Source organism: Kitasatospora sp. NPDC036993 (genome assembly GCF_055607525.1).
Genome location: NZ_JBVJRP010000028.1, coordinates 29,360 through 52,317, shown reverse-complemented (window position 1 = coordinate 52,317; position 22,958 = coordinate 29,360). Strand labels below are relative to the sequence as shown.

General features: G+C 72.4%; 21 protein-coding genes and 1 pseudogene. 10 read left to right on the top strand and 12 right to left on the bottom strand.

Features of this window, described 5'->3' with window-relative positions:
• Positions 1 to 3: 3 nt before the first annotated feature.
• Positions 4 to 318 carry a hypothetical protein gene (locus ACZ7C5_RS35985; protein ID WP_470324293.1) on the bottom strand — a complete coding sequence of 105 codons (315 nt, stop codon included), beginning with the start codon at positions 316 to 318 and terminating at the stop codon, positions 4 to 6.
• A 345-nt stretch (positions 319 to 663) separates the two neighbouring features.
• Here ACZ7C5_RS35985 and ACZ7C5_RS35980 point away from each other — a divergent pair.
• Positions 664 to 894 (top strand): annotated as a pseudogene (locus tag ACZ7C5_RS35980) (effector-associated constant component EACC1); the annotation flags it as partial.
• 23 nt (positions 895 to 917) lie between these two features.
• The gene (locus ACZ7C5_RS35975) at positions 918 to 1,856 is read left to right on the top strand and encodes a WD40 repeat domain-containing protein (protein WP_470324297.1); all 939 of its coding nucleotides are present in this window, start codon (positions 918 to 920) and stop codon (positions 1,854 to 1,856) included.
• On the opposite strand, the gene ACZ7C5_RS35970 is transcribed toward ACZ7C5_RS35975, so the two are convergent.
• Complete coding sequence (locus tag ACZ7C5_RS35970) at positions 1,835 to 2,479, bottom strand: class I SAM-dependent methyltransferase (protein ID WP_401092499.1); 645 nt, start codon at positions 2,477 to 2,479, stop codon at positions 1,835 to 1,837. The genes ACZ7C5_RS35975 and ACZ7C5_RS35970 overlap by 22 nt on opposite strands.
• Positions 2,480 to 2,642: 163 nt before the next feature.
• The gene (locus tag ACZ7C5_RS35965) at positions 2,643 to 2,873 is read right to left on the bottom strand and encodes a hypothetical protein (protein ID WP_188298919.1); all 231 of its coding nucleotides are present in this window, start codon (positions 2,871 to 2,873) and stop codon (positions 2,643 to 2,645) included.
• Between the two features lie 137 nt (positions 2,874 to 3,010).
• On the opposite strand from ACZ7C5_RS35965, the gene ACZ7C5_RS35960 reads away from it, so the two are divergent.
• The gene (locus ACZ7C5_RS35960; protein WP_401092498.1) at positions 3,011 to 3,646 is read left to right on the top strand and encodes a hypothetical protein; all 636 of its coding nucleotides are present in this window, start codon (positions 3,011 to 3,013) and stop codon (positions 3,644 to 3,646) included.
• Here the strand turns inward: ACZ7C5_RS35960 and ACZ7C5_RS35955 are convergent.
• From ACZ7C5_RS35955 to ACZ7C5_RS35945, 3 genes are all read right to left on the bottom strand, one after another.
• Entirely contained in the window at positions 3,637 to 5,928 is a 2,292-nt protein-coding gene (locus tag ACZ7C5_RS35955; RefSeq protein ID WP_470324292.1) for an acyltransferase family protein, read from the bottom strand. The two genes, ACZ7C5_RS35960 and ACZ7C5_RS35955, sit on opposite strands and share 10 nt — an antisense overlap.
• Positions 5,929 to 6,102: 174 nt before the next feature.
• Positions 6,103 to 7,842, bottom strand: coding sequence for a glycosyltransferase family 2 protein (locus ACZ7C5_RS35950; RefSeq protein WP_470324291.1), 1,740 nt, complete (start codon positions 7,840 to 7,842; stop codon positions 6,103 to 6,105).
• A 246-nt stretch (positions 7,843 to 8,088) separates the two neighbouring features.
• A complete protein-coding gene (locus ACZ7C5_RS35945) occupies positions 8,089 to 8,655 on the bottom strand; it encodes a GNAT family N-acetyltransferase (protein ID WP_401092495.1) in 567 nt (188 codons plus the stop codon).
• A 313-nt stretch (positions 8,656 to 8,968) separates the two neighbouring features.
• Here ACZ7C5_RS35945 and ACZ7C5_RS35940 point away from each other — a divergent pair, with 313 nt between their 5' ends.
• Positions 8,969 to 9,874: a lysozyme gene (locus tag ACZ7C5_RS35940; RefSeq protein WP_470324290.1), complete on the top strand. Its 906-nt coding sequence runs from the start codon at positions 8,969 to 8,971 to the stop codon at positions 9,872 to 9,874.
• A 58-nt stretch (positions 9,875 to 9,932) separates the two neighbouring features.
• Here ACZ7C5_RS35940 and ACZ7C5_RS35935 read toward each other — a convergent pair whose 3' ends face one another.
• The 3 genes from ACZ7C5_RS35935 to ACZ7C5_RS35925 are packed head-to-tail and all read right to left on the bottom strand — an operon-like array spanning position 9,933 to position 11,937.
• Positions 9,933 to 10,055, bottom strand: coding sequence for a hypothetical protein (locus ACZ7C5_RS35935; RefSeq protein ID WP_470324289.1), 123 nt, complete (start codon positions 10,053 to 10,055; stop codon positions 9,933 to 9,935).
• An 18-nt stretch (positions 10,056 to 10,073) separates the two neighbouring features.
• Positions 10,074 to 10,616: a GNAT family N-acetyltransferase gene (locus ACZ7C5_RS35930; RefSeq protein WP_470324288.1), complete on the bottom strand. Its 543-nt coding sequence runs from the start codon at positions 10,614 to 10,616 to the stop codon at positions 10,074 to 10,076.
• Positions 10,617 to 10,629: 13 nt separating this feature from the next.
• Positions 10,630 to 11,937 carry a hypothetical protein gene (locus tag ACZ7C5_RS35925; RefSeq protein WP_470324287.1) on the bottom strand — a complete coding sequence of 436 codons (1,308 nt, stop codon included), beginning with the start codon at positions 11,935 to 11,937 and terminating at the stop codon, positions 10,630 to 10,632.
• Between the two features lie 705 nt (positions 11,938 to 12,642).
• On the opposite strand from ACZ7C5_RS35925, the gene ACZ7C5_RS35920 reads away from it, so the two are divergent.
• The 3 genes from ACZ7C5_RS35920 (at position 12,643) to ACZ7C5_RS35910 (ending at position 15,126) form a co-directional block, all read left to right on the top strand.
• A complete protein-coding gene (locus ACZ7C5_RS35920; RefSeq protein ID WP_470324286.1) occupies positions 12,643 to 13,569 on the top strand; it encodes a hypothetical protein in 927 nt (308 codons plus the stop codon).
• A gap of 36 nt (positions 13,570 to 13,605) precedes the next feature.
• A complete protein-coding gene (locus ACZ7C5_RS35915; protein ID WP_470324285.1) occupies positions 13,606 to 14,610 on the top strand; it encodes a tetratricopeptide repeat protein in 1,005 nt (334 codons plus the stop codon).
• Positions 14,611 to 14,895: 285 nt separating this feature from the next.
• Positions 14,896 to 15,126 (top strand): hypothetical protein, encoded by a 231-nt coding sequence (locus ACZ7C5_RS35910; protein WP_470324284.1) that lies wholly within the window; start codon positions 14,896 to 14,898, stop codon positions 15,124 to 15,126.
• A gap of 365 nt (positions 15,127 to 15,491) precedes the next feature.
• Here ACZ7C5_RS35910 and ACZ7C5_RS35905 read toward each other — a convergent pair whose 3' ends face one another.
• The 3 genes from ACZ7C5_RS35905 to ACZ7C5_RS35895 form a co-directional block, all read right to left on the bottom strand.
• Complete coding sequence (locus tag ACZ7C5_RS35905) at positions 15,492 to 17,183, bottom strand: S53 family peptidase (RefSeq protein ID WP_470324283.1); 1,692 nt, start codon at positions 17,181 to 17,183, stop codon at positions 15,492 to 15,494.
• A 197-nt stretch (positions 17,184 to 17,380) separates the two neighbouring features.
• Positions 17,381 to 19,216, bottom strand: a complete 1,836-nt coding sequence (locus ACZ7C5_RS35900; protein WP_470324282.1) for a M1 family metallopeptidase — start codon at positions 19,214 to 19,216, stop codon at positions 17,381 to 17,383.
• 161 nt (positions 19,217 to 19,377) lie between these two features.
• The gene (locus ACZ7C5_RS35895) at positions 19,378 to 20,007 is read right to left on the bottom strand and encodes a maleylpyruvate isomerase N-terminal domain-containing protein (protein WP_401092491.1); all 630 of its coding nucleotides are present in this window, start codon (positions 20,005 to 20,007) and stop codon (positions 19,378 to 19,380) included.
• 591 nt (positions 20,008 to 20,598) lie between these two features.
• On the opposite strand from ACZ7C5_RS35895, the gene ACZ7C5_RS35890 reads away from it, so the two are divergent.
• From ACZ7C5_RS35890 to ACZ7C5_RS35880, 3 genes are all read left to right on the top strand, one after another.
• Positions 20,599 to 21,327 (top strand): TetR/AcrR family transcriptional regulator, encoded by a 729-nt coding sequence (locus tag ACZ7C5_RS35890; RefSeq protein ID WP_401092490.1) that lies wholly within the window; start codon positions 20,599 to 20,601, stop codon positions 21,325 to 21,327.
• Between the two features lie 105 nt (positions 21,328 to 21,432).
• Positions 21,433 to 21,768, top strand: a complete 336-nt coding sequence (locus ACZ7C5_RS35885; RefSeq protein WP_401092489.1) for a hypothetical protein — start codon at positions 21,433 to 21,435, stop codon at positions 21,766 to 21,768.
• A 15-nt stretch (positions 21,769 to 21,783) separates the two neighbouring features.
• Positions 21,784 to 22,881, top strand: coding sequence for a M14 family metallopeptidase (locus ACZ7C5_RS35880; protein WP_401092488.1), 1,098 nt, complete (start codon positions 21,784 to 21,786; stop codon positions 22,879 to 22,881).
• Positions 22,882 to 22,958: the final 77 nt, after the last annotated feature.

The following is a 22,958-nucleotide window of genomic DNA, read 5'->3' as shown; positions in this document are numbered from 1 at the left end:
GACTCACTTCCCGTTCATTGCGTCGGCGATGGAGAAGTTGGTGCTGTGGTAGTTCAAGTTGGTCTGCTCCATCGCCGCGCTGTTCTGGTTCAACCTCGCCGTCAACTCGGCCACCTGCTTGTGCCACTCGGCGAGAGCAGCCCGCAGCGCCCCCGCTGTGTCCCAGCCGCTGTGCGCCGTCGTGGCTGCGTTGGTCGACTCGTCGGCAACCGCGCCGACGGTCGGGTTGTTCAGAGCCATCCCGTTCAAAGCCGCCACCGCGCCGGTCATGGCCTGACTGCTCAAGCTGAACTGCCCGTTCGCCGCAGGCGTACTCACGTCCGACTCCCCCTTGCCCATGCATTCACACGGCGCCGGCTGCGGAAGGCTCGGCCTGGCCCAGGCCTTTCCGGTCCGCGCACTTCTCAATAGCGCCCACGACCGGCCGAGGAAGCGGCCACCCTCTGTCATACACATCCGACGCCGACGCACTATTGGCCTGATCATACTAAGAGTGACCGACCGTGACACGGCCAGAGTGCATGGCAGCAGCCCCGAAGCCGCATGCACATGATGATGAACGTTCCCTCCTCCGCGACGGCCCCCACCTGGGCATTTGATGCCGCCCGGTCAAGTTTGTGACGCTGGGTCAGACAGTTCGCCGCGACACCGCTGGGGGAAACCGTGGATGAGGCGCTGACGATCCGGGTGGACGACGCCGACGACCGGGGCGCCCTCGCCTCCCTGCTGTCCTGGCTGCGGGCCGAGGCCGGGCCGTACGGGCGCGTCGGGACGGTCGGCGCGCCACCGCCGCCCGGCACGCTGGGCACCGTCGCGGACGTGCTCACCGTCGCGGTCGGCGCCGGCGGGACCGCCTCCGGCCTGACCAGCGCCCGGTCCTCGTGGCCGGCTATCCCACGTCGGGGAAGACCAATGCGGTGGCGGTCGGCGACGAACCCGCGTCCCTGCTCGGCGCGACCGACGGGACGGACGTCATGCGCTGGCACCCCGCCCCCGCCTCGGTGCTCACCGACACGGGTGCGTTCGGCGTTTTCACCGAGGACGGCCGCGTCCTGGCCTGGGAGTCCGATACCGATTATCCAGCCGATCGGACGCTCCGGCTGTGGCGGACGAGCGGGGCCTACTCCGCACACCCGGCGGGCACTCTGACGGTTGCGAACGGCGGGGTCGTCCACGCGGTCAGCGACCACGCCCTGCTCGCGTTCAGCGACGTCGGGCTGCCACAGCTGTGGGACCTCGCCGACCCCCGCCACCCCCGCGCTGCCCCGCCGATCGACGTGGGCGGCCGATCCGTGCCCAGGACCATCCGGCTCTGGGACCTGAACGACCCCCAGCACCCCGCCCACGGCGAACTGCCCAAGGCCGTCGTCCACGATCTCGCGGTCGGCCACGACGGGCGGACCCTCGCGGTGGCGACCGACAAGGCCATCGAGCTCTGGGAGATCGCCGACATCCACCACCCGGTCAAGGTCAGGTCCCTCGCGGTCGAACGGCACTACACGGTCGCGTTCAGCCGCGACGACCGGCTGCTCGTCAGCGTGTCCGGGACGGTCCGGAAGTCCGACCCCGACCTGGGGCAGGTCCACCTGTGGCAGGTCGGGAATCCGCGAACCGCGGACAGGCTCGGCACCTTCACCGTTCCTCGCTCGGTCGCACACGTGGGATTCGACCCCGACGGAAGCAGCCTGCTCGTCAACGACGTGACCGCCGACGGCGTGAAGAGCCGCGTCTACCTCGTCGACACCGACATCGACCGGATCACCCGGCGGCTGTGCGCGGCCGTGGGCGGCACCATCACCCGCGAGCAGTGGGAGCAGTACCTGCCCGGCACGCCCTACCAGCCACCGTGCCGCTGACCCTCACCCTCCTCGTCCCGTTCGAAGAGCAGCAGCGACCAGTGCACCCCGCCCCTCCCGTGCAGGTCGGGGCGGGTGGCGCGGTGGCGCAGGCGCAGGCCGTGGCCGGCGGCGAGGGCGATGGTGGGCTCGGGCGGGAGGTCGAACATGTGGCGGCCGGGCGGGACGGGCCCGTGCCGCAGGGTGAGGGCGAGGCGGCCGGCGGGAGCGAGCAGGCGGGTGAGGGCGGCCATGGCGGGCGGACGCTCGTCGGGGGCGAGGTGCATCCAGACGGCGGTGAGCAGCACGAGGTCGTAGCGCTCGCCCTCGGCGGCCAGCAGCGGGAGTCCCGGCAGGGCGTCGGCGACCCAGCGGACGCCCGTGCCGGCGTGCAACCGCTCGCCGGCGGCGCGCAGTTCGGGGGTCGGCTCGACGGCGACCACCCGGTGGCCGAGGGCGGCCAGGGCGGCCGCGTCGCGGCCGGTGCCGGCGCCGACGTCGAGGACGGCGGCGGGCGGCGAAGGGTAGTGGTGGAGCAGCTCGCGGTGCACCTCGGCGAAGGTCACGCCCTCGTACTGGACGACGAGTCGTGCGGCCTCCTCGCCGTAGCCGGCGGTGCCGGCCGGGCAGCTCGGGGCGTTCACCGCGGCTCCCGGACGAGCACCGCGCCGCCGGCCGAGGCCGGCGCTGACGAGCAGGTGTCCACGGCCTGGCCGGGCAGGCGGCACCAGAAGTGATCCACATTCACCCGCTCAGCGTAACGAACGCACCGCCCGCGCGAAGGAGGTCACCGCCGGCCGGACCGGCTCAGGCTTCGCCGGGGTGCCAGCTGGGCCACTCCCAGGGGTGGTCGGCCCAGTGGACCCGCTGCGGATCGTGCGGGTCGAGGCCGGGGAAGAGCTGGTGGACGCGTGGCTCGAACTCCTCCCGTTCGAGCGGCTCCCAGTCATGGCCCTCGAAGTGGACCAGGCGGTAGCGGTTGTCGGCGCCGAACTCGGCCACCTCGACCAGGGGTGTGGACGTGCTGTTGGTCTCCATGCCCCCCAGCATGTGCGGCGGTGGCAATCAACGCCTGTCCAAACCCCTCTTCCGGGTCATGTCCCGGCGTCGGTGCGCTCGTTGAGCACGGAAACGTTCGAGGGGGGTCGCCGGGGGGCCGCTGGAAGGACGAGCACATGACTGGGCAGCCCACCGGAGGGCAGTGGCAGTGGCCGCAGAACGCTTGGCAGCCCCCGCCGGTTCCCCTGCACACCCCGCCCTTCGCGCCTCCGCCGCCGAGGCGTCTCTCGCGCAGGGCCTGGACGGCCGCGATGGTCGGGACGGGCGCCGCGCTGGCCTCCGTCCTGGTGATGTGCGGGCCCGGGTCGGGTGACGAGACGCAGTTGACGGCACTGCCGGACGTCTCGCCCTCGGCCTCGGCCACGGATCCGGAGACGCCCCTGCTGCCGGTCACCCCGTCGCCCGCGACGCCCGCGCCCTCGCCGCTGCCGGCGCCCACCCCGGGGGCGGCGGTCCCGGCGGCCGGCCTGGGCGTGATGGCGGCCACGCCCACGGTCCACGCCTCGGCCCCGGCCTCGGCCGTCGCCGACGCCCAGCACGCCACCACGAGCCCGCGGCCCAAGCCCGCGCACAGCCCGCACACGGCCGCGCCGCCCCGCGTCCCGTCGGCCGCGCCCGCCCCGACGGGTTCCGGGACGGACGCGGCGGGGTCGGGCGGCGGCCGGGGCGGCATCTGCGACCAGGCCGAGCGGGCGGGCAGGTGGCCGGCCGGGTCCGAGCAGTCCCGGCTCTGCCACAGCGTCTACGGCTGAGCCACCGCCGAAGCGCCGGGGGCCGACGAGGCGCCGGGGCCGGCCTCGGCACCCGGGGTGCCGGGGGCGACCGGCGCGCCCTCGGGCCCGGGCGTCCCCAGCAGCCCCTTGTCCAGCCTGGGCGCCAGCACCCGCGCCAGGGTGTCGGTGATGTGCCCGGTGTCCCGGTACAGCACCACGCCCTCCAGCACCGCGGGGCAGGACGCCCCGGCGCCGGGGCAGAGCAGCGGACCGAGGTCCAGGGTCCGCACCCCGTACCGGGCCGCCAGCCCGCCGTCCAGCACCGGGTCGGGCTCGAAGGCGGTGTCACGCGGGAAGGCGCAGGCGTCCGAGCGCCCGTCGGAGGCGGCCAGGCAGGTCGGGATGTCCTTGCCGGGCATCGGGGTGTCGCCGAGGTAGGCGAGCGGGGCGCCGAGCGCGGTGAGCCGGTCGAACGTGCGGGTCCAGCCCTCGGCGCGCTCCTCCTGGCTGCCGTAACGGTTGAGGCCCGCCATCAGGACCAGCCGCGGCTTGGGCCCCGAGGTCAGCCGGGTGAGGGTGTTCTCGCGCCAGCGGTCGCACTCCTCGAAGGTGCGGCCGAGCACGTTGTTGCGCACGGTGAGGGTGGCCAGCGGGCAGCCGGGCTTGACCAGGACCTCCAGAGCCCAGTGCCGCTGCTCGGCGAGCGCGAGGGCGGAGGAGATCCACTGCCCGGCGTGCGAGTCGCCGAGCAGCACGATCCGGTCGGGGCTGTCCTCGGCGCCGAACAGGCAGCGCGGGCTGCTGTCGGCGTTGAGCGGGATCTCGCAGCCCTTGCCGGGCGGGAAGTCCTCCCTGGCCCGGGCGAGCGAGGGCGTCAGGGCGAGCACCCGGGTGCCGGGGGCGAGCAGGCCGGGGCCGTCGGGGGCCCCGGCGGGGGCCGCCAGGGTGCCGGAGGCCGGGTCGCCGAGGGCCCGTACGGTGCCGCCGCCGAGGGTGAGCGCGGCGATCAGCGGGATGACCAGGGCGCTGGCGCCGACCGCGAGCCCGCGCCGGGGCGCCGGGCTGCTGCCGTACCGCAGCGGCTGCTCGACCAGCCGCATGGTGAGCCAGGCGGGCAGCGCGCTGGCGGCGGTGAGCGCGAGCAGCGTGGTCCAGGGCAGCGTGCCGTACCGGGCCTGGGCGATGGTCAGCACCGGCCAGTGCCAGAGGTACCAGGCGTACGAGAGCCGTCCGGCGGCGCGCAGCGGGCGGGTGGCGAGCAGCCGTCCGGCGTCGGCGGCGCCGAGGGAGCCCTGTCCGGCGAGCAGCACGGCGGCGGTGCCGAGGACGGGCAGCAGCGCGGCGGCGCCGGGGAACGGCGTGCTGCGGTCGTACAGGACGACCGGTGCGAGCACGGCCGCGAGGCCCAGCCAGCCGGTCAACCGCAGCGTCCACAGCACCGGGCGCCGCTCGGTGCGGGAGGCGAGCGCCGCGCCGGCCAGCGCCGCGCAGGCCCCGGCCGCGAACTCCCAGAGCCGGCTGCCGGTGGAGAAGTAGGCGAGCGGCGCGGAGGTGGCGGTCCAGCGCAGGCACAGGACCAGCGAGACGCCGCCGACGGCCACCGTGGCGAGGGTGATCGCCAGCGTGCGGCGGCGCCCGTGCAGGTAGCGGGCGAGGCCGAGCAGCAGGACGCCCCAGAGCAGGTAGAACTGGTTCTCCACGCCCAGCGACCAGAAGTGCTGCAGCGGGCTGGGGTCGCGTTCGGCGGCCAGGTAGTCGGTCTGCTGGCCGACGAAGCGCCAGTTGGCGAACTGGCCGGCGGAGGCGATCAGGTCGCGGGCGAGGTCGGTGCCGCGCAGCGGGTCGAGCAGCGCGCCGCCGGCGACGGCGGTGGCGACCAGCACGGTGGCCGCGGCGGGCAGGATGCGCCGGGCCCGGCGGGCGGCGAAGTCCCACAGGCCGAGCGGCCGGCCGACCAGCATGCCGGTGATCAGGAAGCCGGAGATGACGAAGAAGACGTCGACGCCGACGAAGCCGCCGGTCAGACCGGGGACGGCGGAGTGGAACGCGAGGACGGAGAGCACGGCGACGCCGCGCAGCCCCTCGATGTCGGGGCGGAAGGCGGTGCGCCGGCGGGGCTGCCCGCTCTCGGCGACGGCGGCCCGCTGCGGGACGGCGGGGTCCCGGTCCACCCGGACGACGCCGGGCAGCAGCAGTTCGGCGGAGCCGAAGGCCGGTGTGTCCGGTACGGCGGCGGTGGACGAGGCGGCGGAGGACGGGACGGCAGCGGATGAGGCGGCAGCGGATGAGGCGGAGGACGAAGGTGGTACGGCCGTTGACACGGCGGTGCTCCTTGCAGGGCTGGCAGCGGTTGTCGGGGCCGCCGGGCCGATGGGGCGGCCTGGCGGTGTCCGCGCCGGTGGGGCGACGCGCAAGGAAACGCGGCGATCGACAGGGATCGGAGAGAGCGGAGGGGGAAGCGGACGCGACGGCGCGTCAGCCAGTCGGACGGTGCGTCAGAAGATCAGCGGATCGGCCCAGCCGGAGGCCAGCAGCCCGCACAGCAGCAGCACGGCGGTGACGGCGACGGCCTCGGCCCGGCCGAACCCGAGGTCGGAACGGCCCCGTGCGGGTGCGGCGACCTCACCGACGGCGGCGCCCTTGCCGCCCTTCGTGCCGTTCACCAGCGGCCACAGTTCCCGGATCAGCGGGATGATGGTGTACGCGGTGAGCCCGAGCAGCAGGGTGAGCGCCCAGTACGGCTGCCAGCCGTACAGCACCGCGGCCCGGACCAGTCCGGCGATGCCGGCGAGGACGACGAAACCGAGCCAGCCGACCCCGATCCGGGCGACGGCGCGGGCGAGCGAACTGCCGCCGGAGACGGCGCCGGTGGGCACCCAGTCGGCGGAGCGGCGGCGCAGCGCGTGGGCGATGGCGACCACGTGGCAGAGCCCGCCGAGGAGTTGCACCCGGGTGACCTCGAAGCGCCAGCGGGTGCGGGACATCGCGGGCAGCAGCACCAGGGAGACCCAGATCGGCGGCAGGAACGGCAGCACCTGCCAGGGCTGGATCTCCTCGGGCCGGAAGAACAGCATGATCAGGGCGGGCAGCGGCACGGCGAAGACGTTCACCGCGCTGGTGACGTAGCCGAGGATGCCGTTCCAGAAGCAGAGCCGGGCGGACTTGGGCAGCGGTCCCTTGCGGAAGTCCGGGTCGCGGACCAGGGCCAGGGAGCCGAGGCACCAGCGGTACTGCTGGCTGATGAAGGCGGGCAGGCCGGTGGGCGACATGCCCTTGGCGACCAGCGCGGGGACGTAGCGGGTGGACCATCCGGCGCGGGCGAGGGCGAGCCCCGTGTAGAGGTCCTCGCTGTGGTCGATCTCGGCGAAGCCGCCGATCCGCTTCAGCGCGGCACGGCGGTAGAGCGCGTTGGTGCCGCAGCAGACGGTGCCGTCCTGGGCGTCCCTGGAGGGCTGGATCCAGCGGTAGAAGATCTCCTGGGTGGCTCCCGCGGCGCGTTCGAGCCAGGACATGTCGGCGTCCGTGTCGAAGCACTGCGGGCTCTGCACGATGCCGACCTCGGGGTTGTCGAGGTAGGGCACCAGGTGGTGCAGGAAGTCGGGGCGGGGGCAGAAGTCCGCGTCCAGGACGGCGATGATCTCGCCGGTGCCCTCGGCCAGGCCGTGGTTGAGGTTGCCGGCCTTCTTGAAGCGGCCCCGGTCGGGGCGGGCGTGGTACCGGAAGCCGTAGGACTCCGCGAGTTCGCGCACCTCGGGGCGGCCGGCGTCGTCGAGCACCAGGACGGTCAGCTCACCGGGCCACCGGACGGCCGCGGTGTACCGGTAGGCGTTGTCCAGGACGGCCAGCGGTTCGCCGGCGGTCGGCAGCAGCAGGTCCACGCTCGGGGCGCGGGCCGGGCTCCAGGCGCGCATCAGCAGGTCGTGCGAGTCACGGGTGAAGCGCCGGGCGCGCTGGCCGTCGGTGAGCGAGAGCAGCCAGGTGGCCGCGTTGAGCACGGTGAGCACCAGGAACGGCCAGAGCAGCGGCTTGCTGAGGGCGAACAGGCCGAGCGTGGCGGTGGCTCCCGCGTAGGAGAGGGTGGCGCAGAGCAGCACCCAGCGGCGCTGCGGGCCGAAGTACCAGTAGAGCTCCTCGTCGTCGGGCGGGCTGGGCAGTCGGTGGTCGTCGGGCTCCTCGGGTGTCCGGCGCGGACCGGTGTCGGGTGCGGACATGGCGGTGCCATGGAGAACGGGCATGCGGAAATGGCCCCCCTGGGCAGCGGACGGAACGTGGCCGTTCGCGCTCAGCTTCTCACATTGGCCTAGACCAATCATGAACGAGGTATGACATCTCCGCATCGCCCCAGCTCAGCGACTTGACGGCATGTCACCTGCGGAAACCCGGTCGAGCGAGGCTGAACCGAACCCCGAGGGCGGGCCGTTTCAGATGCCCGCAAGGCCCCCGTCACAGCCGTCAACTCCCGTACACCGGCGTCCGTTCTGTCACACTGCCTTCAACTCCTTGACGAGGTGGGCGAACCGGAGGTCCGGCCGCAGCGGGATGCCGAAGCGCTCGTCGCCGTACGGGAACGGGCTGAACTCGCCGGTGCGCCGGAAGCCGCGCCGCTCGTACCAGGCGATCAGGTCGGCGCGCTGCTCGATCACCGTCATCTCCATCGCGCCGACGCCCCACTCCTCGGCCGCCAGCCGCTCCGCCTCGGCCAGCACGGCGCGGCCGATCCCGCCGCCCTGGAGCCCGGGGCGCACCGAGAACATGCCGAAGTAGGCCAGCCCGCCGCGCCGTTCGAGCTGGCAGCAGGCGAGTAGTTCGCCGTCCCGCTCGGCCAGCAGCACCAGGCCCTCGGGGTGGCTCACGGCCTCCGTGACGGCCTCCGGGTTGGTGCGTCGGCCGTCCAGCAGGTGCGCCTCGGTGGTCCACCCGGCCCGGCTGGACTCGCCCCGGTAGGCGGACTCGACCAGCGCGACCAGCGCCGGGACGTCGGCGGGGGTGGCGGGGCGGAACGCGGGCTCCCCGACGGGCCGGGCGGGGTCGGTGGCGGTCTCGGTCATGGCTGCTGCTCTCCTCAGGTGCGGGGGCCGCCCGTGGTGGCCGGCCCGCGGGCATCGTGCCACAGCGTGCCGGGCACGCCCGGGTCCGCCCCGGCCCGGCCCGGCCGCCGGCTCGCGCCCCGCGCCACCGGCAAGACCGGCAACGCCGGTTGCCGGTCATGGCGATCCGGCCCATGTGACGTGCGTTCACGATGTGAACAAAGATGCCTGGCGGTGATGCCAGGTACATGGCTACTCTGCGGTACGGCCGGTCAGTCCCCGGCCGTACCGGGTCATTTCGACCTTCCCCTCGCACGGAACCAGAGGAGTGCTCATGCCCCGCTCTTCCCGCTCCGCCCGCACCACAGGCACCACAGGCACCGCCCGCACCGTCCGCGCGGCCCGTCGCCGCCTGCCCGCACTGGCCGCCCTCACCGCCGCGGCCGCCCTCACCGCCGGCCTGGCCACCCCCGCCCACGCGGCCGAGCCCGCCCCCGTCGCCCCCGTCGCCGAGGGCCGCCCCGGCTTCCACCCCGAGCAGGACTTCGCCGGCTCCACCGTCGCCGCCCGCGAGGGCCGCACCGCCGCCGCACCCTTCGCCTCCCTCGCCGCCACCCAGACCCCCGGACTGGACGTCTCCGGCTACCAGGGCAACGTCAACTGGTCCTCGGTGTCCGCCAACGGCGGCAGGTTCGCCTACGTCAAGGCCACCGAGGGCACCGGCTACACCAACCCGTACTTCGCCCAGCAGTACAACGGCTCGTACAACTCCGGCCTGGTCCGCGGCGCCTACCACTTCGCGCTGCCGAACTCCTCCTCCGGCGCCACCCAGGCCAACTACTTCGTCAGCCACGGCGGCGGCTGGTCCGCCGACGGCAAGACCCTGCCGCCTGCGCTGGACATCGAGTACAACCCCTACGGCGCCACCTGCTACGGCCTCAGCCAGAGCGCCATGGTCAGCTGGATCCGCGACTTCAGCAACACCGTGCACGCGCGCACCGGCCGCTACCCCACCATCTACACCACCACCAACTGGTGGACCCAGTGCACCGGGAACAACGCCGGCTTCGGCGCCACCAACCCGCTCTGGATAGCCCGCTACGCCTCCTCCGTCGGCACCCTGCCGAACGGCTGGGGCTACCAGACCTTCTGGCAGTTCGCCGACGCCGGCACCTTCCCCGGCGACCAGAACTACTTCAACGGCGCGGCCGACCGCCTCCGCGCCCTCGCCCTGGGCTGACCCGCCGGCCGTCGGGCCCCGCCCCCGAGCCGGGGCCCGACGGGTGCGCGGCCGCGGGTCACAGGGCCTTGAGCCCGTCCAGCAACCGCTGGCCGCCGGGGGTGCCGAGGCCGGTGCACGCGTCCCAGCCCCTCCCGGCGAAGTACGCGCCGTTGCTGCCCTTGGTGACGTCCCTGACCACTCACCCCGACTATCGAGGTCACGTGATCGGGCGAAGCATGGAGTCGTACTGGGGCGAGTCAGGGTACGGCTGCATCGTGCCCATCCAGGTGTAACCCCATCGCTCGTAGAGCGCCCGAACCCGGGGGTGGTCCTTCTCCACCAGCAGATGGGAACGGTCCTCAGGCCTGTGCGACAGCAGTTCCTCGTGCAGGGTGCGCGAAATGCCCGTGCCGCGCCACGGTACCCGGACCATCACCTCGCACAAGGCAAAAGTCCGACTGTCGGTCTCCTCCAGCAGGTCGGCCGGCACCGGGGTGATGAGCCCGCCCCAGCGATACGCCGCCGTTCGACCGAAGCCGTAGGCATATCCGACCACCGAGCCGTCGACCTCGCCGAGCGCGCATCCCCAGCGCGGCCCGGCGGCATGGCGGTGAAGACGTTCGGTGAACCGTTCGACACGGAAGAACGGATCGGCAACGGCCTCCTCGGCATACACCTCCGTGTACACCTCGATCAGTTGCCCCTCAATGGTGGGCAAGTCGTCGGCGGTGTGGTAGCTGACGGTCAGGGTGGCGGCCACGGTGTTCTGCTCCTTACGCGGTGGTCAGGACGTCGTAGCGTTCCACGAAGGCAGCCGTCACTGGTAGACCGAGGTTGGCCGCCTTCTCCCGGAACTCACCGAGCCGCGTGGCCCAACGGGGACAGTTCACCGAGGGATAGAGGGCGAGCGCCTGGTCCGCCGTGTCGACGGCCCGCTCCGGCTCGTTGGCTGCCAGGTAGCACTCGGCGAGATGCACAGTCTTGGCAAAGCGGTTCCGGCGGAAACCGGGGGCGAGCAACCGCATGCCCTGCTCCTCCTGGTCGGCCGCCTTATCGGCCTGACCCAGGTCCATGTGCGCCATGGCAGCAGCGCCAAGAAGCTCCCCTGGGCCGACGAAGGCCAGCCATGCCGACGGCGTCGTACCAGTGGCCCTGTCCAGGGAAACCTCGGCCCGCGCCAGGGCACCCGCACACCGGACGCTTTCTCCCGAAGCCGCGTAGCCGAGAGCGAGCCGGCCGTGCAGCAACGCGCTGAGGCGGTGGTCACGGCCGTTACGGGTGGCGTCGAGTGCCGCTCGGGCGATGGTGACGGTCTCCGTTGCCCGGCCGAGCTCCCAGCTCTGGCGAGACATGTAGGCCCAGATGCGGGCCTGGAGCATGCGGTCGCCGGCCAACAGGGAGGCACGCAAGCCTGCGTCGAAGTTCTGGCCCGCACGGGTGTGGTCGCCGGTATCGAAGGCGAACCAGCCCGCACTGGCGTGCAGTTCGCCGATCACTTGATAGAGCGCTGACTCGACGCGCGGCCCGTACACGCACCGGCCCATCGCATCCTCGATCTGCGTGACCGCCTCCTCGGCGATGTCGGCGAGCTGCTCGCCGCCGTACGCGTCGTCCACCGCGTGGAGTTCGTCGATACTCCCTCGGATGCGCTCGACATCGGCCATTCCTATGCGTCCCGATGTCGGCAACGGTGCGAACGCGAATCCGATGAGGTTTCCGGTAGCAGCGATCATGAACTGGCGACGGAGCACGTGATTCTCCTGAGGGTCGGCAGATGTCTCTCCCCGCAGCGCAGATCGAGGCTGGAGGGCAGCGAGCCGGCGAGCCCTCACACCCGAAAGAGTGAACCCAAGCTGATCCGCAGGCAGGTTGAAGACGTCCGTCAACGCCACAAGGTAGTGCATCTGTGGCAGCTCGGTCTCACCGGACAGCCACCGCCGGACCTGTCGGCCCGAGGCATTCCCAGGCTGCCCGAACCGTCGTTCCTCAGCAGCGTTAACGTCTCGCGCGAGGTCATTCGCGGACAGGCTGTGCGCGAGCATCAGCCCCCGAAGGACTTGGTTTGGGCGGTCGGCGGCCATGAGAGCTCCTCAGTCCGGTGGGGTGACGCTACCGCCATTCGCTCCGCCGTCAACCCTCAGGAAATGTCCGGAGGGCGTGAACGCGGCTACCTGCGAAACGTCCTATCCGCATCCGAACGACGAGCGTTGACTGAATGTCAGTTACCAATGGCCCGAGGCGAGGATCACCGAGGGCGCTGCGGTGGCTTGATCACACACCGACGCTGCCGGAGACCGGTAGCTCCTCAGAACGGAGACCTCGATGAGCGACGGCAACAGCAACCACGGCGACGACAGCGGCAACCAGCACGAGAACGACGGCGAGAGCAGCAGCAACGAGTAGCACGCGGAGACCCTCCCGGGCCCCAACCCCTTCTTGACAGACCCCCGCCCCATGGCCGTTGCAGGAAGCATGGCGGCTCTGGAAGCGGGTTGCACCACCCTGCATGACTGCTCGCTCGCGCCCGGGTGAGCAGGGCCAACCCGATTGGAGAGGCACGTGAGCACCGCCACCATCCAGCCCGGTGACCCGGAGGTCGCCACCCTGACCCGTCGCCTGGACCACTCCGTCCCGGACGGCAAGTTCACCTCGATGAGCGTCGCGGCCTGACCGCAGTCTCCGACTGATGCCGGTCAGTTGACGGCATGGGCGGGTCGGCCGGCGATCATCCGGACCGACCCGCCACCCGGCGTCGCACCCCCCACCCCGATCAAGGAGAGTCCGCATTGCAGACCGCCATCGCCACCCACGTCCCCACCGGCTCCTTCTTCGACCTCGACCGGAAGGACCCGGACCTGGTCCGTCTGCGCGAAGTGGGCGCGGAGAGCGCTCTGCCGTTCGCGTTGATGGAGCGCCTGTTGAAGTCGGGCACCCCCTACGCGGAGCACGCCCGCTCCCTGCGCAGCGACTCCGTGACCGTGGCCGGCGCGCAGTTCGACTGGTTCGACGCCGGCCTCCCCAGCGAGATCGCCGACGAGATCAACCTGAGCGGCTACGAGATCGTCCCGCACACCGACGAGCGTCGCGTGGCGCTGACCCAGGCTCTGGACCATCTGTCGCTGGTCCATCCCGAGGGGTTCGCCCGCGTTCGCGCATTCGTCCGGCGGCTGCTGTGGGTGGGCCTGAAGCCCGGGGTCCGCGCGTCCTCGCTGACCAGCTCCAGCGACCCGGCGCTCCCGTACGTCATCGTGTTCTCCGAGAAGGCCCGGCACCACATCCCACCGAACACCGTCAGTGAGCAGCCGTCCCATCTCTTCCTGGCGGAGAACATCCTGCACGAGGGAACCCACCAGTCGGTCAGCTTCCACATCCTCCAGCAGCAGGTCTTCGCCGACGGTTATTCGTCCCAGGCTTCCCCGAAGATCGAGATCAGGTGGCGGGCCGGTCAGGGGGAGGACCGCAACCTGTTCTGGGAGATCGACCGGTCCTTCCACGCCACCGTCGTGTACAACCAGCTGCTGCGGTTCCGCCGGGTCGAATTGGCCCGGGACGACCTGACCGCCGACGAGCGCGCAGGCTTCCAGGCCGCTTACGACGAGGGCCTGCCGGCCGTCCGCTACCTCATGCGCGAACTCGAACTCCTGGGTGAGCACTTCACCCCGCACGGCGTGGACCTGCTGGCGGGCCTGCGCCAGCAGACCGACCAGCTGTAGCGCCCCGCTGAGCAGAACCGAACGACGGAGACTGACGTGCTTGGGCACCTCATCACTCACGACGACAACCTGCGGATGGTCCCCACCGACCGGAATGAGCTGACCTTCGCGGTCGGCCGGCTCCGCGAGGAACTGCAGGGCCTGCCCGAGGGGAGCGACCCCGCGCGTACTCGGGTCCTGACCCGGTGGATCGGCATCGGCCAGATGTGCCAGGGCCACCACGAGGACGCCCGTACGTTCCTGCGGCAGTCGCTCGACCTGGCCGCAGCGATCGGCAACACCGGGGCCGTCGTCGCCACCGGCCTCAACCTGGCCGACGCGCACCGCTACGCCGGTGACGCGCAGACCGCGGACGCGCTCTACCACAGCGCGCTGAACACCGCACGAAGCCAGCACCCGGAACTCGTCGACTACGCACTCCAGCACACCGGCAAGCACCTCATGGAGCGCGGCGACCTCACGGGTGCCCAGGCCCACCTCCAGGAAGCGATGCGGCTGCGGATCGCCAAGGGGGACACCGAGCTGGTCGAGTCCACGCAGGCCGCACTCGACCGGGTCGAAATGCTGATCGGCCGGGCCGACGCCTCGGCGGCAGACGGCACGGTGCCACGCCGGTGGAGCGGCCGGTGGACCTCATGGCTCCAGTCCCACACCACGGCCCAGACGCCGGCCCGGTGGGCAGGGGACTTCCCCGCACTCCGGGAGGCGGTTCGCGGGCTCGCCGCACACCAGCGCGTACACCCTCGCCACCTGCGCCATCTGCGCGACCAGTCGTTCCCCGCCGAGCTGATCGCCGCCATGGCCGAGGAGGCCGAGAAGGCCGTAACCGCTGACGGCTACCTCCACAACGGCAAGTGGAACGCGGCCGTCGGGGACGCCGCGAACAGTTTCGCCGGACAGGTCGATCTCGCCGCAGTCGTAGCGGGTCCACCGGCCTGGACGTCGAACAGCCCCACACCGCCGTCTACATCGCGTACCGGGAGGAAGGCCAGTTCCTCGACTTCCACCTGGACGAGACCGACTTCGGCGAGGCCAACCTGATCCTGTGCCTCAAGCACGAGTGCCCCGCCGAGTCGCCCACGGCCAGCACGACCGTCTTCATCAACGCCGACGGCTACTTCGAATGCGACCTCACCACTGGTGACTGCGTCGTCTTCGACGGCGCGTTCACACCGCACGGCCGGACTCCCCTCACCGCCGGAGAGAGCATCACACTCATCAGCTTCGGCTTCCGCGCGCGCGACCTGGCACCACGCACACTCACGAACCTCCCATCGGCCCCGTGAGACCCCCGTCCCGAGAACAGGAAGGCAGGACCACGTAGCCGTGGCATCGGATCAGCTGTACGCCCCCTCGATCGGGTCGATCGCGTGGGGAGACGGGCGGGTCGGCGTCGTGCACAACACCGGACGCGGCCTCACCACCCTGCGCCAGGCCGACACCCCCGACACCGTGTGGAAGTGCCCGGTGACCGCGCTGAAGCGCCCCACCGGCGAGGACGTACGGACCGTGCGGACCCTGGGCGCGGACGTCGTCCTGCCCCGCAAGGACGGCTGACCCCCAGACTCCCCGTTCCGGCAGACAGCACGAAGCCCGCCGGAAACGGGGCACCAGCCCCGGCGCGGAACGGTTCGAACACAGTGCCCCACCCCAGGGCGCCCCCGGAACAGCCCCCCAGGGACGGCGCGCCGGTCCCCGCCAGATGTTCTGACAAGACCACCGGGGGGCCTCCTCCGTCGGCACCCTGCCGAACGGCTGGGGCTACCAGACCTTCTGGCAGTTCGCCGACGCCGGCACCTTCCCCGGCGACCAGAACTACTTCAACGGCGCGGCCGACCGCCTCCGCGCCCTCGCCCTGGGCTGACCCGCCGGCCGTCGGGCCCCGCCCCCGAGCCGGGGCCCGACGGGTGCGCGGCCGCAGGTCACAGGGCCTTGAGCCCGTCCAGCAACCGCTGGCCGCCGGGGGTGCCGAGGCCGGTGCACGCGTCCCAGCCCTTCCCGGCGAAGTACGCGCCGTTGCTGCCCTTGGTGACGTCCCGCAGCACGCCCGTCGCCAGCTTCGCGTACAGCAGCGGGTTCAGGAAGCCGACCTGGGCCGCGCCGGGCAGGCCCTGGTTGACCCTGGCCAGCAACGCGGACCACATCGGCGCGGCGGCGCTGGTGCCGCCGGTCACGAGGACGTGCTCGCCGTCGATGCTCGGGACGACCACGCCGGTGCTGCCGGCCGCGAGCGCGGCCACGTCCGGCACGCCCCGGCCCTGCGCGTGCGGCGGGTTGGCCGACGGGGGCACCTCGGCGCCGTCCTGGAAGGGCGGCACCGGGAACAGCTTGCTGATGCCGCCACCGGTCCGGTTGCCCGCACCGTCGTCCCAGACGGTCTCGCTGACCACCTGCCCCTGATCCACCACCAGGCGGGTGCCGCCGACGCCGAGCACGTGCGGGCTGGAGGCGGGGAAGTCGGCGTGGGCGCGCTCGTCGAGCGCCTGGTCCTTCGAGCCGTCGTCGCCCGAGGCGCAGCAGATGCTGATGAACTTCTCGGCCGCGTTGGCGAAGGCCGCGTCGGCGCTGGCGATCGCCCCGGGGGTCCACACGGTGCGGCCCTCCTCGGCGTTGCCGTAGCTGCAGGAGATCACCGAGGGCCGGTTGACCGTGTCGGTCACGATCCGGTGAATCACGTCCACCCAGCCCTGCTCGGTGAACTTGCTGAAGTAGACGACGATCTTCGCCTTGGGCGCGAGGGAGCCGACCACCGCGAGGTCGAGCATGATCTCACCGGTGCTGTCGAGCCGCAGCGGTCCCCCGTCGTCCCGGCCCGGGTCGTTGCCGGTGGATCCGACGTTCGGGATCACCACGTTGGTGATGTCCGGCATGGGCCGGCCGAGGGCGGCGAAGTAGGTGCGCAGCGCGTCGGCCGAGTAGCCGCCGGAGGGGACGCCGGGATCCGTCTCGCCGTTGAACGCGAGGACGGCGACGCACTGTCCGCTGCCGTCGGTTCCGGCGGGGTAGGCGTACGGGGTCTCCAGGTCGGTCGGGAGGAAGACTCCGGCCGGCAGCCCCGGCACGGCCTCGGCGATCGGCAGCGAGAGGTCCGTGAAGGCCTGGCGGATCAGCAGGTTGGCGCCGATCGGCCGGTTGTCCAGGCCGAAGACGCCGGTGACGATGCCGCTCAGCCCGGCGGGGACGTTGACCGCGCCTTCGCGGCCGCGGTAGATCCGGGGGTTGTCGTCGGCGTCCCGGTAGCGGTAGCGGGCCAGGGTGACCCGGAAGGCGTTCGAGACGTCCTCGGTGGTGCCGGTCAGCTGGACGCTGCGGGCCAGCGGGTTCTCGTGGGAGACGGCGAGGTGGTGATCGCCGGCGAACGCCTCGACCGCCTTGAGGTCGGTGTCGCGCCACCGGTGGACGGCGGCGTACGCGTCGTCGTCGGGGGCGGTGCGGCGGGTCGGTGGCTGCATCGCGAGTTCGTAGACGTCGGGACGCGGGGGCGCGTCGGGGTCGCGCCGCAGGTAGACGGTGACGGTCAGGGGTGCCCGTGGGTCGGCCGGTCCGATGACCCGCGCTCCGCCCAGCGGAACGCGGGAGCTGTCCGGCAGCGCCACGTAGTGGTTGGTCGACATGATCGCTCCAGCGGTCGGGTCAGCGCCGGGAGCCTCGCGACTCTTGGTCGTGTGCTTTCGACTGTCCGCGTACGGCACACGCTTATGTCGTACACGTACAGCGTCCTCCCGGCCCCCCGTGGCGTCAAGGGGCGTCAGGGGGCATCGAAGGGTGCCGCCCCCGGCCGGGACCGGAGGCGGCACGGGGCCGTACGGGCTCAGCCCTCGATGCGGTGCCGGCTCCAGAAGGAGGTCAGGTCCACGGTGGTGGCGGCCTGGGCCGCGGCCTTGAACTCCGCGGTGGTGGAGATGCCGTACCAGTGCGCCTGCGCGTAGGTCCGCAGCAGCGTGGTCATCGCGGTGTCGCCGATCGTCCGTCGCAGGTCGTGCAGGGCGCACTTGCCGTAGCCGTAGACGACCGTGGAGTAGCGGGAGGAGTTGGCGTCCCAGTACGCCATCGAGTTGGTGATCTTCTCGGCCGGGGAGGCCCAGGAGACGCTGTTCCAGCAGCCGTTGCCGGTCTTGCCGAGGGCGAGGTCGGTGGCGTAGTCGGTGAAGGCCTCGTCCAGCCAGGGGCCGTTGTACTCGTCGTCGCCCACGATGCCGTACCACCACTGGTGGCCGATCTCGTGGGTGAGCGCCGTGTTGCTGACCAGGTCGAGGACGAATCCCGGGTACTCCATACCGCCGAACCAGAAGTTGTTGTCGATCACCGCGTCCAGCTCGCCGTACGGGTAGGCCCCGAAGCGCTGGGCGTGGGCGTCGACCGCCGAGGTCGCGGTGGAGAGCATCGACGCGGAGTCGGCCGCGCTGATCCCGGCCACCGAGTAGACGTTCACCTTCACCCCGGCCGCGGAGGTGCCGGAGATCCTGGTGAACGGTCCGGCGCCCCAGGCGAATTCGCGCACCTTGCTCGCGGTCGCCTTGGTGACGGTCCGGCCGGCCGCGCCGGGGGTGTCCACCGAGGTGCCGGTCGCGGGCACCAGCAGGCCGGTCGGGTGGTCCAGGGTGACGGCGAAGTCCGAGGCCACCGCGTAGAAGGACTCGCCGTTGTTGGTGTACGGGTCGAGGTGCCAGCCGGCCGCGTCCCGTATCGCCAGGACGGGCAGGGCGTTGCCGAGGAAGTTGTACGCGCCGTCGTGGCCGAAGCGGTCCGCGCCGCTCGGCACGGTGATGCCGAGGTCGAAGCCGACGGTGCCGCTCTGGCCCTGCGCGAGCGGAGCCGGCAGGGTGATCTTCAGCGCGGTGCAGTTCACCGTGAGCGGGGAGGCGGTGCCGCCGGTCACGTTGGTCACCGTGACCGGGGTGCCGGGGCAGCTGCCGTGGGCGTTGTCCCACAGCCGCAGGTACACCTCGTTCAGCGGGGTGGGCGAGGCGTTGGCGAAGGTCACGCTCTCGTGTCCGGTCCAACTGCCGCCGGAGGCGTCGCTGGTGAGGCTTACGGTGTAGGCCGGCGCGGCCGGGGTGCGGGTCGGGTCGCCGGGCTGGGGCGGGGTGCCGCCGCCGGAGGCGTCCAGGGTGACGTCGTCCAGCACGAAGCTGGTCTGGAGGCCGGCGTCCTCGACGCCGGTGAAGGCGAGCGTCACGGTCTGGCCCGCGAAGGCGGACACGTCGACGGTCTTGTGCACGTACCCGGCCTGGGCGTCCAGGTTGGAGTAGCCGGCCACGGTGGTGGAGCCGAGCCTGACGGACAGCTTGTCGTAGGCGGTGCTGCCGGTCGTCTCGGCGGTGTCGACGTGCAGCCAGAACCCGAGCGTCGCGGCGCCGCATCCGGCCGGGAGGGTGACGGACTGCGAGAGCGTGTCGGTGTGGCTGGAGCCGTAACCGTCGAGCCAGGCGTAGGAGCTGCCGGAGTGCGCGCTCTGGCCGCCGTCGGCGGTGATCGCGCCGCTGGGCGCCGTCCAGGGCGAACCGCCGGACTCGAAACCGCCGTTGGCCACCACCTGGGCGGGTGTGCAGTCCGCGGCGCTCGCCACAGCGGGGGTGGCGAGCGCCGCGAGGCCGGTCGCCGCGAACAGGGCGGCGCCGGTCAGGGCAGGCAGGATTCTTCTCATCGGAGCCTCTCGTGGGGAGCGGGCCGGGAGCAGCAGCGTGACAGCAAACCCGCACCTTTGAAAGGCTCATGACATGTGACGCGTACGCCTCATCCGCGGACCGGATCGCCGGTCGGCCACCTCACCTGATGGCCGCCCCGGCGCCCCGGCGCCCCGCCGGCTCACCGGATGACCGGCAGCACCGCCTCCGCGCCGCGCCCGGTCGCCGCCTCGATGAAGGCCACCGGGTCGGCGACCTCCGCCAGCAGCGCACGGGTGAAGGACAGCGCCCCCTCCGCGGGCGGCGGGCCGCCGACGGCCGCGATCAGGTCGAGCAGGTGGACGGTCGCCTCCATCAGCGCCACCTCGCCGAGCGCACCGACCGTCACGCTCCCGAGCAGCGGGTGCGCCACCGTGGCGTCCGGCGACAGGTCGGCCAGACCGGCCAGCGCCGCCGGACCCTCGACACCGAACCGGGCGATCAGCACGGCGGGCCCGGTCTCCCCCGCCGACTGCGTCGCCGCCTCGGCGATCTGCCCGGCGGCGGTGTGGGCGAGGCCGCCCGGCCGGTTGTAGGCCCGCAGGATGCCGGCCCCGGTGGCCACCTCGGCCGGCCCGTCGACGACCGCCCCGCGCAGCCCCGTGAACATCTCCGGCACCGGCGCCACGTGCGCGTACAGCGCCCGGACGGTCCACCCGGGCAGCCGGGTCGGCCTGTCCCACTCCTCGACGCCCAGACCCGCACCCCGCTCCGCCCAGGAGGTCCAGGCCTCCGCCAACAGCTCGCGCACCCGGTCGTTCTGACTGCTCATCGGCTCTCCTCACGGGGACGGTGTCCGGACGGCCCACGCTACCCGGCGCCCCTGGAATGCCGGTTGCCACCCCCGCCCCGGGGCACAGCCCTGGTCGCCGTCCTCGCCGTCCGTCTGCCCCTCGACTGAAGCCCCGCCCGACTGCACACCGCGTTCGACCGGTCCGTCCCCGTCACCACACCCACCGTCCCGCGTACGACCCCAACCCCCAACGCCCGACGGCGGATCGAGCCCGCCACGCCACCCCCGCCACCGGCCGTCGCCGCCCGTTTCGGTCACTCACCGCAGCCGACCCCGCCATCCCGGTCGCCGCCCTCACGGCCCGACCCGCCGCCCGACCGGTCGACTGACCAGCGGAATCAACGAATCCACAGACAGCACCCGCTCACCCGGCTACGTCCGATTCATACCTTGTATCCTGGTTCTGTATCCGCTGAGTGACATCATCCGCCGATTGACATCCGCCGAAGACCCAGCCCGGCAGCGGGCCCCGCACCGCGGCAGATCCGCCGAGCCGCTCCCCGACCGGCTCGGACCCGACCAGCCCGGGCACGGCCGCCGACGCTGCCACCGACCCGGAGGAGTGCGGACATGGCCGAGCAGGACCCCCCCGAGAAGCGGGGCCGGCTGAGCCGCCCGCTGGTGCTGGGCGCCGCCGTGGCCCTGGTCGACCGCGAGGGCCTGGCCGCGCTGACCATGCGCAGGCTCGCGGCCGACCTCGGCGTGGAGTCGATGGCCCTGTACCGGTACACCCCGGGCAAGGAGGCCCTGATCGACGGCCTGGTCGAGGCCTACTTCGACGAGATCAACACCCGGCTGCGGACCGGCAGCAGCACCGGCCGCGGCCCCGGCGGGGTGGACTGGCGCGCCGAACTGCGTCGGATCGCCCAGGCGTTCGCCGCCACCGCGCACGCCCACCCGGAGATCCTGCCGCTGGTCGCGACCCGCCCGCTGGCCGTCCCGGTGGTCCGCCGCCCGGCCTCGGTGCTCGAACTCACCGAGCACATCCTCGCCGTGCTCGGCCGGGCCGGCTTCGACGACGCGGGCTCGCTGACCGTCTACCGCACCTTCGTCGCCTGGAACCTCGGCTGTCTGCTGGTGGACAAGCGTCAGGTGGTCGACAACCCGGAGGAGCCGGACCCGGCCCTGCGGCTCGGCCTGCACCTGCTGCCCGCCGCCGACTACCCGCGGCTGCGCGCCCTGGTGCCCCGGTTCGCCGACTTCGACGACGACGCCGAGATGCTGCGCGGCCTGGACAGCCTGCTCGACGGGATGCCCAAGCCACCCCTTGACGACTTCTACGGCGACGACGCATCCTGAGGATACGAGGTACACGTCGGACATATACCCTCCAATCGGCGCCGCCCGGGGAGCCGCCGGACACCGCTCCGGCCCCGCTCCGACGGCACCCGGAAGAAGACCGCCATGTCCGCCGTTCCGTACGACCCGCATGACCCGCACGACGACATCCTGCGCCTGCGCGTCACCGCCAAGGACCCGCAGACCCTGCGCGCACTGCTGCGCGACACCCGATCCGACACCGGCGGACGCCCGCACGTCGAGGCGGACGGCCGCATCGGCATCGACGTCTACGCCACGGCCGCCCAGGTGCCCGCCCTCGAACGCGAGGGCGTCACGGTCACCAGGACCGGCAACGCCAGTGAGGCCGGGCGCGCCGCCCAGGCCGAGGTCGGCGGCGGCGACCGGTTCGCCCCCGCCGACGCCGTCCCGCACGGCCTCGCCGCCAAGCTCACCGGCTGACCCGGGAGGCCCGTCATGCCGTACCTGAACATCACCGAGGTCGAGTCCGCCGTCACCAGCCTGGCCGCCGCCTTCCCCGGTTCCACCCAGCTCATCACCCTGCCCGAGCGCTCCTTCGAGGGCCGCACCGCCCACGCCCTGAGGATCAGCACACCCGCGCCGGCCCCCAAGGACTGCGTGCTGATGATCGGCGGCGTGCACGCCCGTGAGTGGGGCAGCTGCGAGGTGCTCGTCCACTTCGCCGCCGACCTCCTGGAGGCCCAGCGCGACGGCACCGGCCTCGGCTACGGCGGCACCACCTTCACCGCCGACCAGGTCGACGCGCTGCTGCACCGGCTGGACCTGGTGGTCTACCCGCTGGTCAACCCCGACGGGCGGCTCTACAGCCAGACCGTCCGGTCGATGTGGCGCAAGAACCGCAACCCGGCCAACGCCGGCGGCAGCCCGAACCCGTCCTGCGTCGGTGTCGACCTCAACCGCAACTACGACTTCCTCTTCGACTTCGCCACGGCCTTCGACCCGGCCGCGAACCCCCAGGTGTCGGCCGACCCGTGCGATCCGCAGGTCTACGCGGGCCCGAGCGCGTTCTCCGAGCCGGAGACCCGCAACGTCCGCTGGCTGCTCGACCAGTGCCCGCGGACCAGGTGGTTCGTCGACGTCCACAGCTACGCGCAGGACATGCTCTACAACTGGGGCGACGACGACAACCAGTCGGTCGACCCGGACATGAACTTCCGCAACTCCCAGTACGACGGCAGACGCGGCCTGCCCGGCGACCTCGCGTACTCCGAGTACATCCCCAAGGGCGACGAGGACACCGCCAAGCTGCTCGCCGAGGCGTTCTGCCAGGGCGTCAGCGGCGTACGCGGTGTGCCGTACAAGCCGATGACCGGCTTCCACCTGTACCCGACCAGCGGGACCAGCGACGACTACGTCTACACCCGCCACTTCACCGACCCCGACCACCGGGGCAAGGTGCTCGGCTTCACGGTCGAGTGGGGCAACGACGCGGTCCCGTCGCCCAACCCCTTCCACCCGCCGTGGGCGGAGATGGAGAAGATCGTCCTCGACGTGGACGCCGGGCTGGTGCAGTTCTGCCTGGCCGCCACCTGAGACCCCGCGCCACCGTCGAGACCCCCGGAGACCCCTGGAGACCCCCGAAGCCACAGTGCCCGACAGCACGGCGCCCG

What these genes read in the sequence shown, in the direction of transcription:
- ACZ7C5_RS35965 (WP_188298919.1), bottom strand. Translation starts at nt 2,873, where the DNA reads ATGGAGACCAACAGCACGTCCACACCCCTGGTCGAGGTGGCCGAGTTC.
- ACZ7C5_RS35960 (WP_401092498.1), top strand. Translation starts at nt 3,011, where the DNA reads ATGACTGGGCAGCCCACCGGAGGGCAGTGGCAGTGGCCGCAGAACGCT.
- ACZ7C5_RS35950 (WP_470324291.1), bottom strand. Translation starts at nt 7,842, where the DNA reads ATGCCCGTTCTCCATGGCACCGCCATGTCCGCACCCGACACCGGTCCG.
- ACZ7C5_RS35945 (WP_401092495.1), bottom strand. Translation starts at nt 8,655, where the DNA reads ATGACCGAGACCGCCACCGACCCCGCCCGGCCCGTCGGGGAGCCCGCG.
- ACZ7C5_RS35940 (WP_470324290.1), top strand. Translation starts at nt 8,969, where the DNA reads ATGCCCCGCTCTTCCCGCTCCGCCCGCACCACAGGCACCACAGGCACC.
- ACZ7C5_RS35925 (WP_470324287.1), bottom strand. Translation starts at nt 11,937, where the DNA reads ATGGCCGCCGACCGCCCAAACCAAGTCCTTCGGGGGCTGATGCTCGCG.
- ACZ7C5_RS35905 (WP_470324283.1), bottom strand. Translation starts at nt 17,183, where the DNA reads ATGTCGACCAACCACTACGTGGCGCTGCCGGACAGCTCCCGCGTTCCG.
- ACZ7C5_RS35900 (WP_470324282.1), bottom strand. Translation starts at nt 19,216, where the DNA reads ATGAGAAGAATCCTGCCTGCCCTGACCGGCGCCGCCCTGTTCGCGGCG.
- ACZ7C5_RS35895 (WP_401092491.1), bottom strand. Translation starts at nt 20,007, where the DNA reads ATGAGCAGTCAGAACGACCGGGTGCGCGAGCTGTTGGCGGAGGCCTGG.
- ACZ7C5_RS35890 (WP_401092490.1), top strand. Translation starts at nt 20,599, where the DNA reads ATGGCCGAGCAGGACCCCCCCGAGAAGCGGGGCCGGCTGAGCCGCCCG.
- ACZ7C5_RS35885 (WP_401092489.1), top strand. Translation starts at nt 21,433, where the DNA reads ATGTCCGCCGTTCCGTACGACCCGCATGACCCGCACGACGACATCCTG.
- ACZ7C5_RS35880 (WP_401092488.1), top strand. Translation starts at nt 21,784, where the DNA reads ATGCCGTACCTGAACATCACCGAGGTCGAGTCCGCCGTCACCAGCCTG.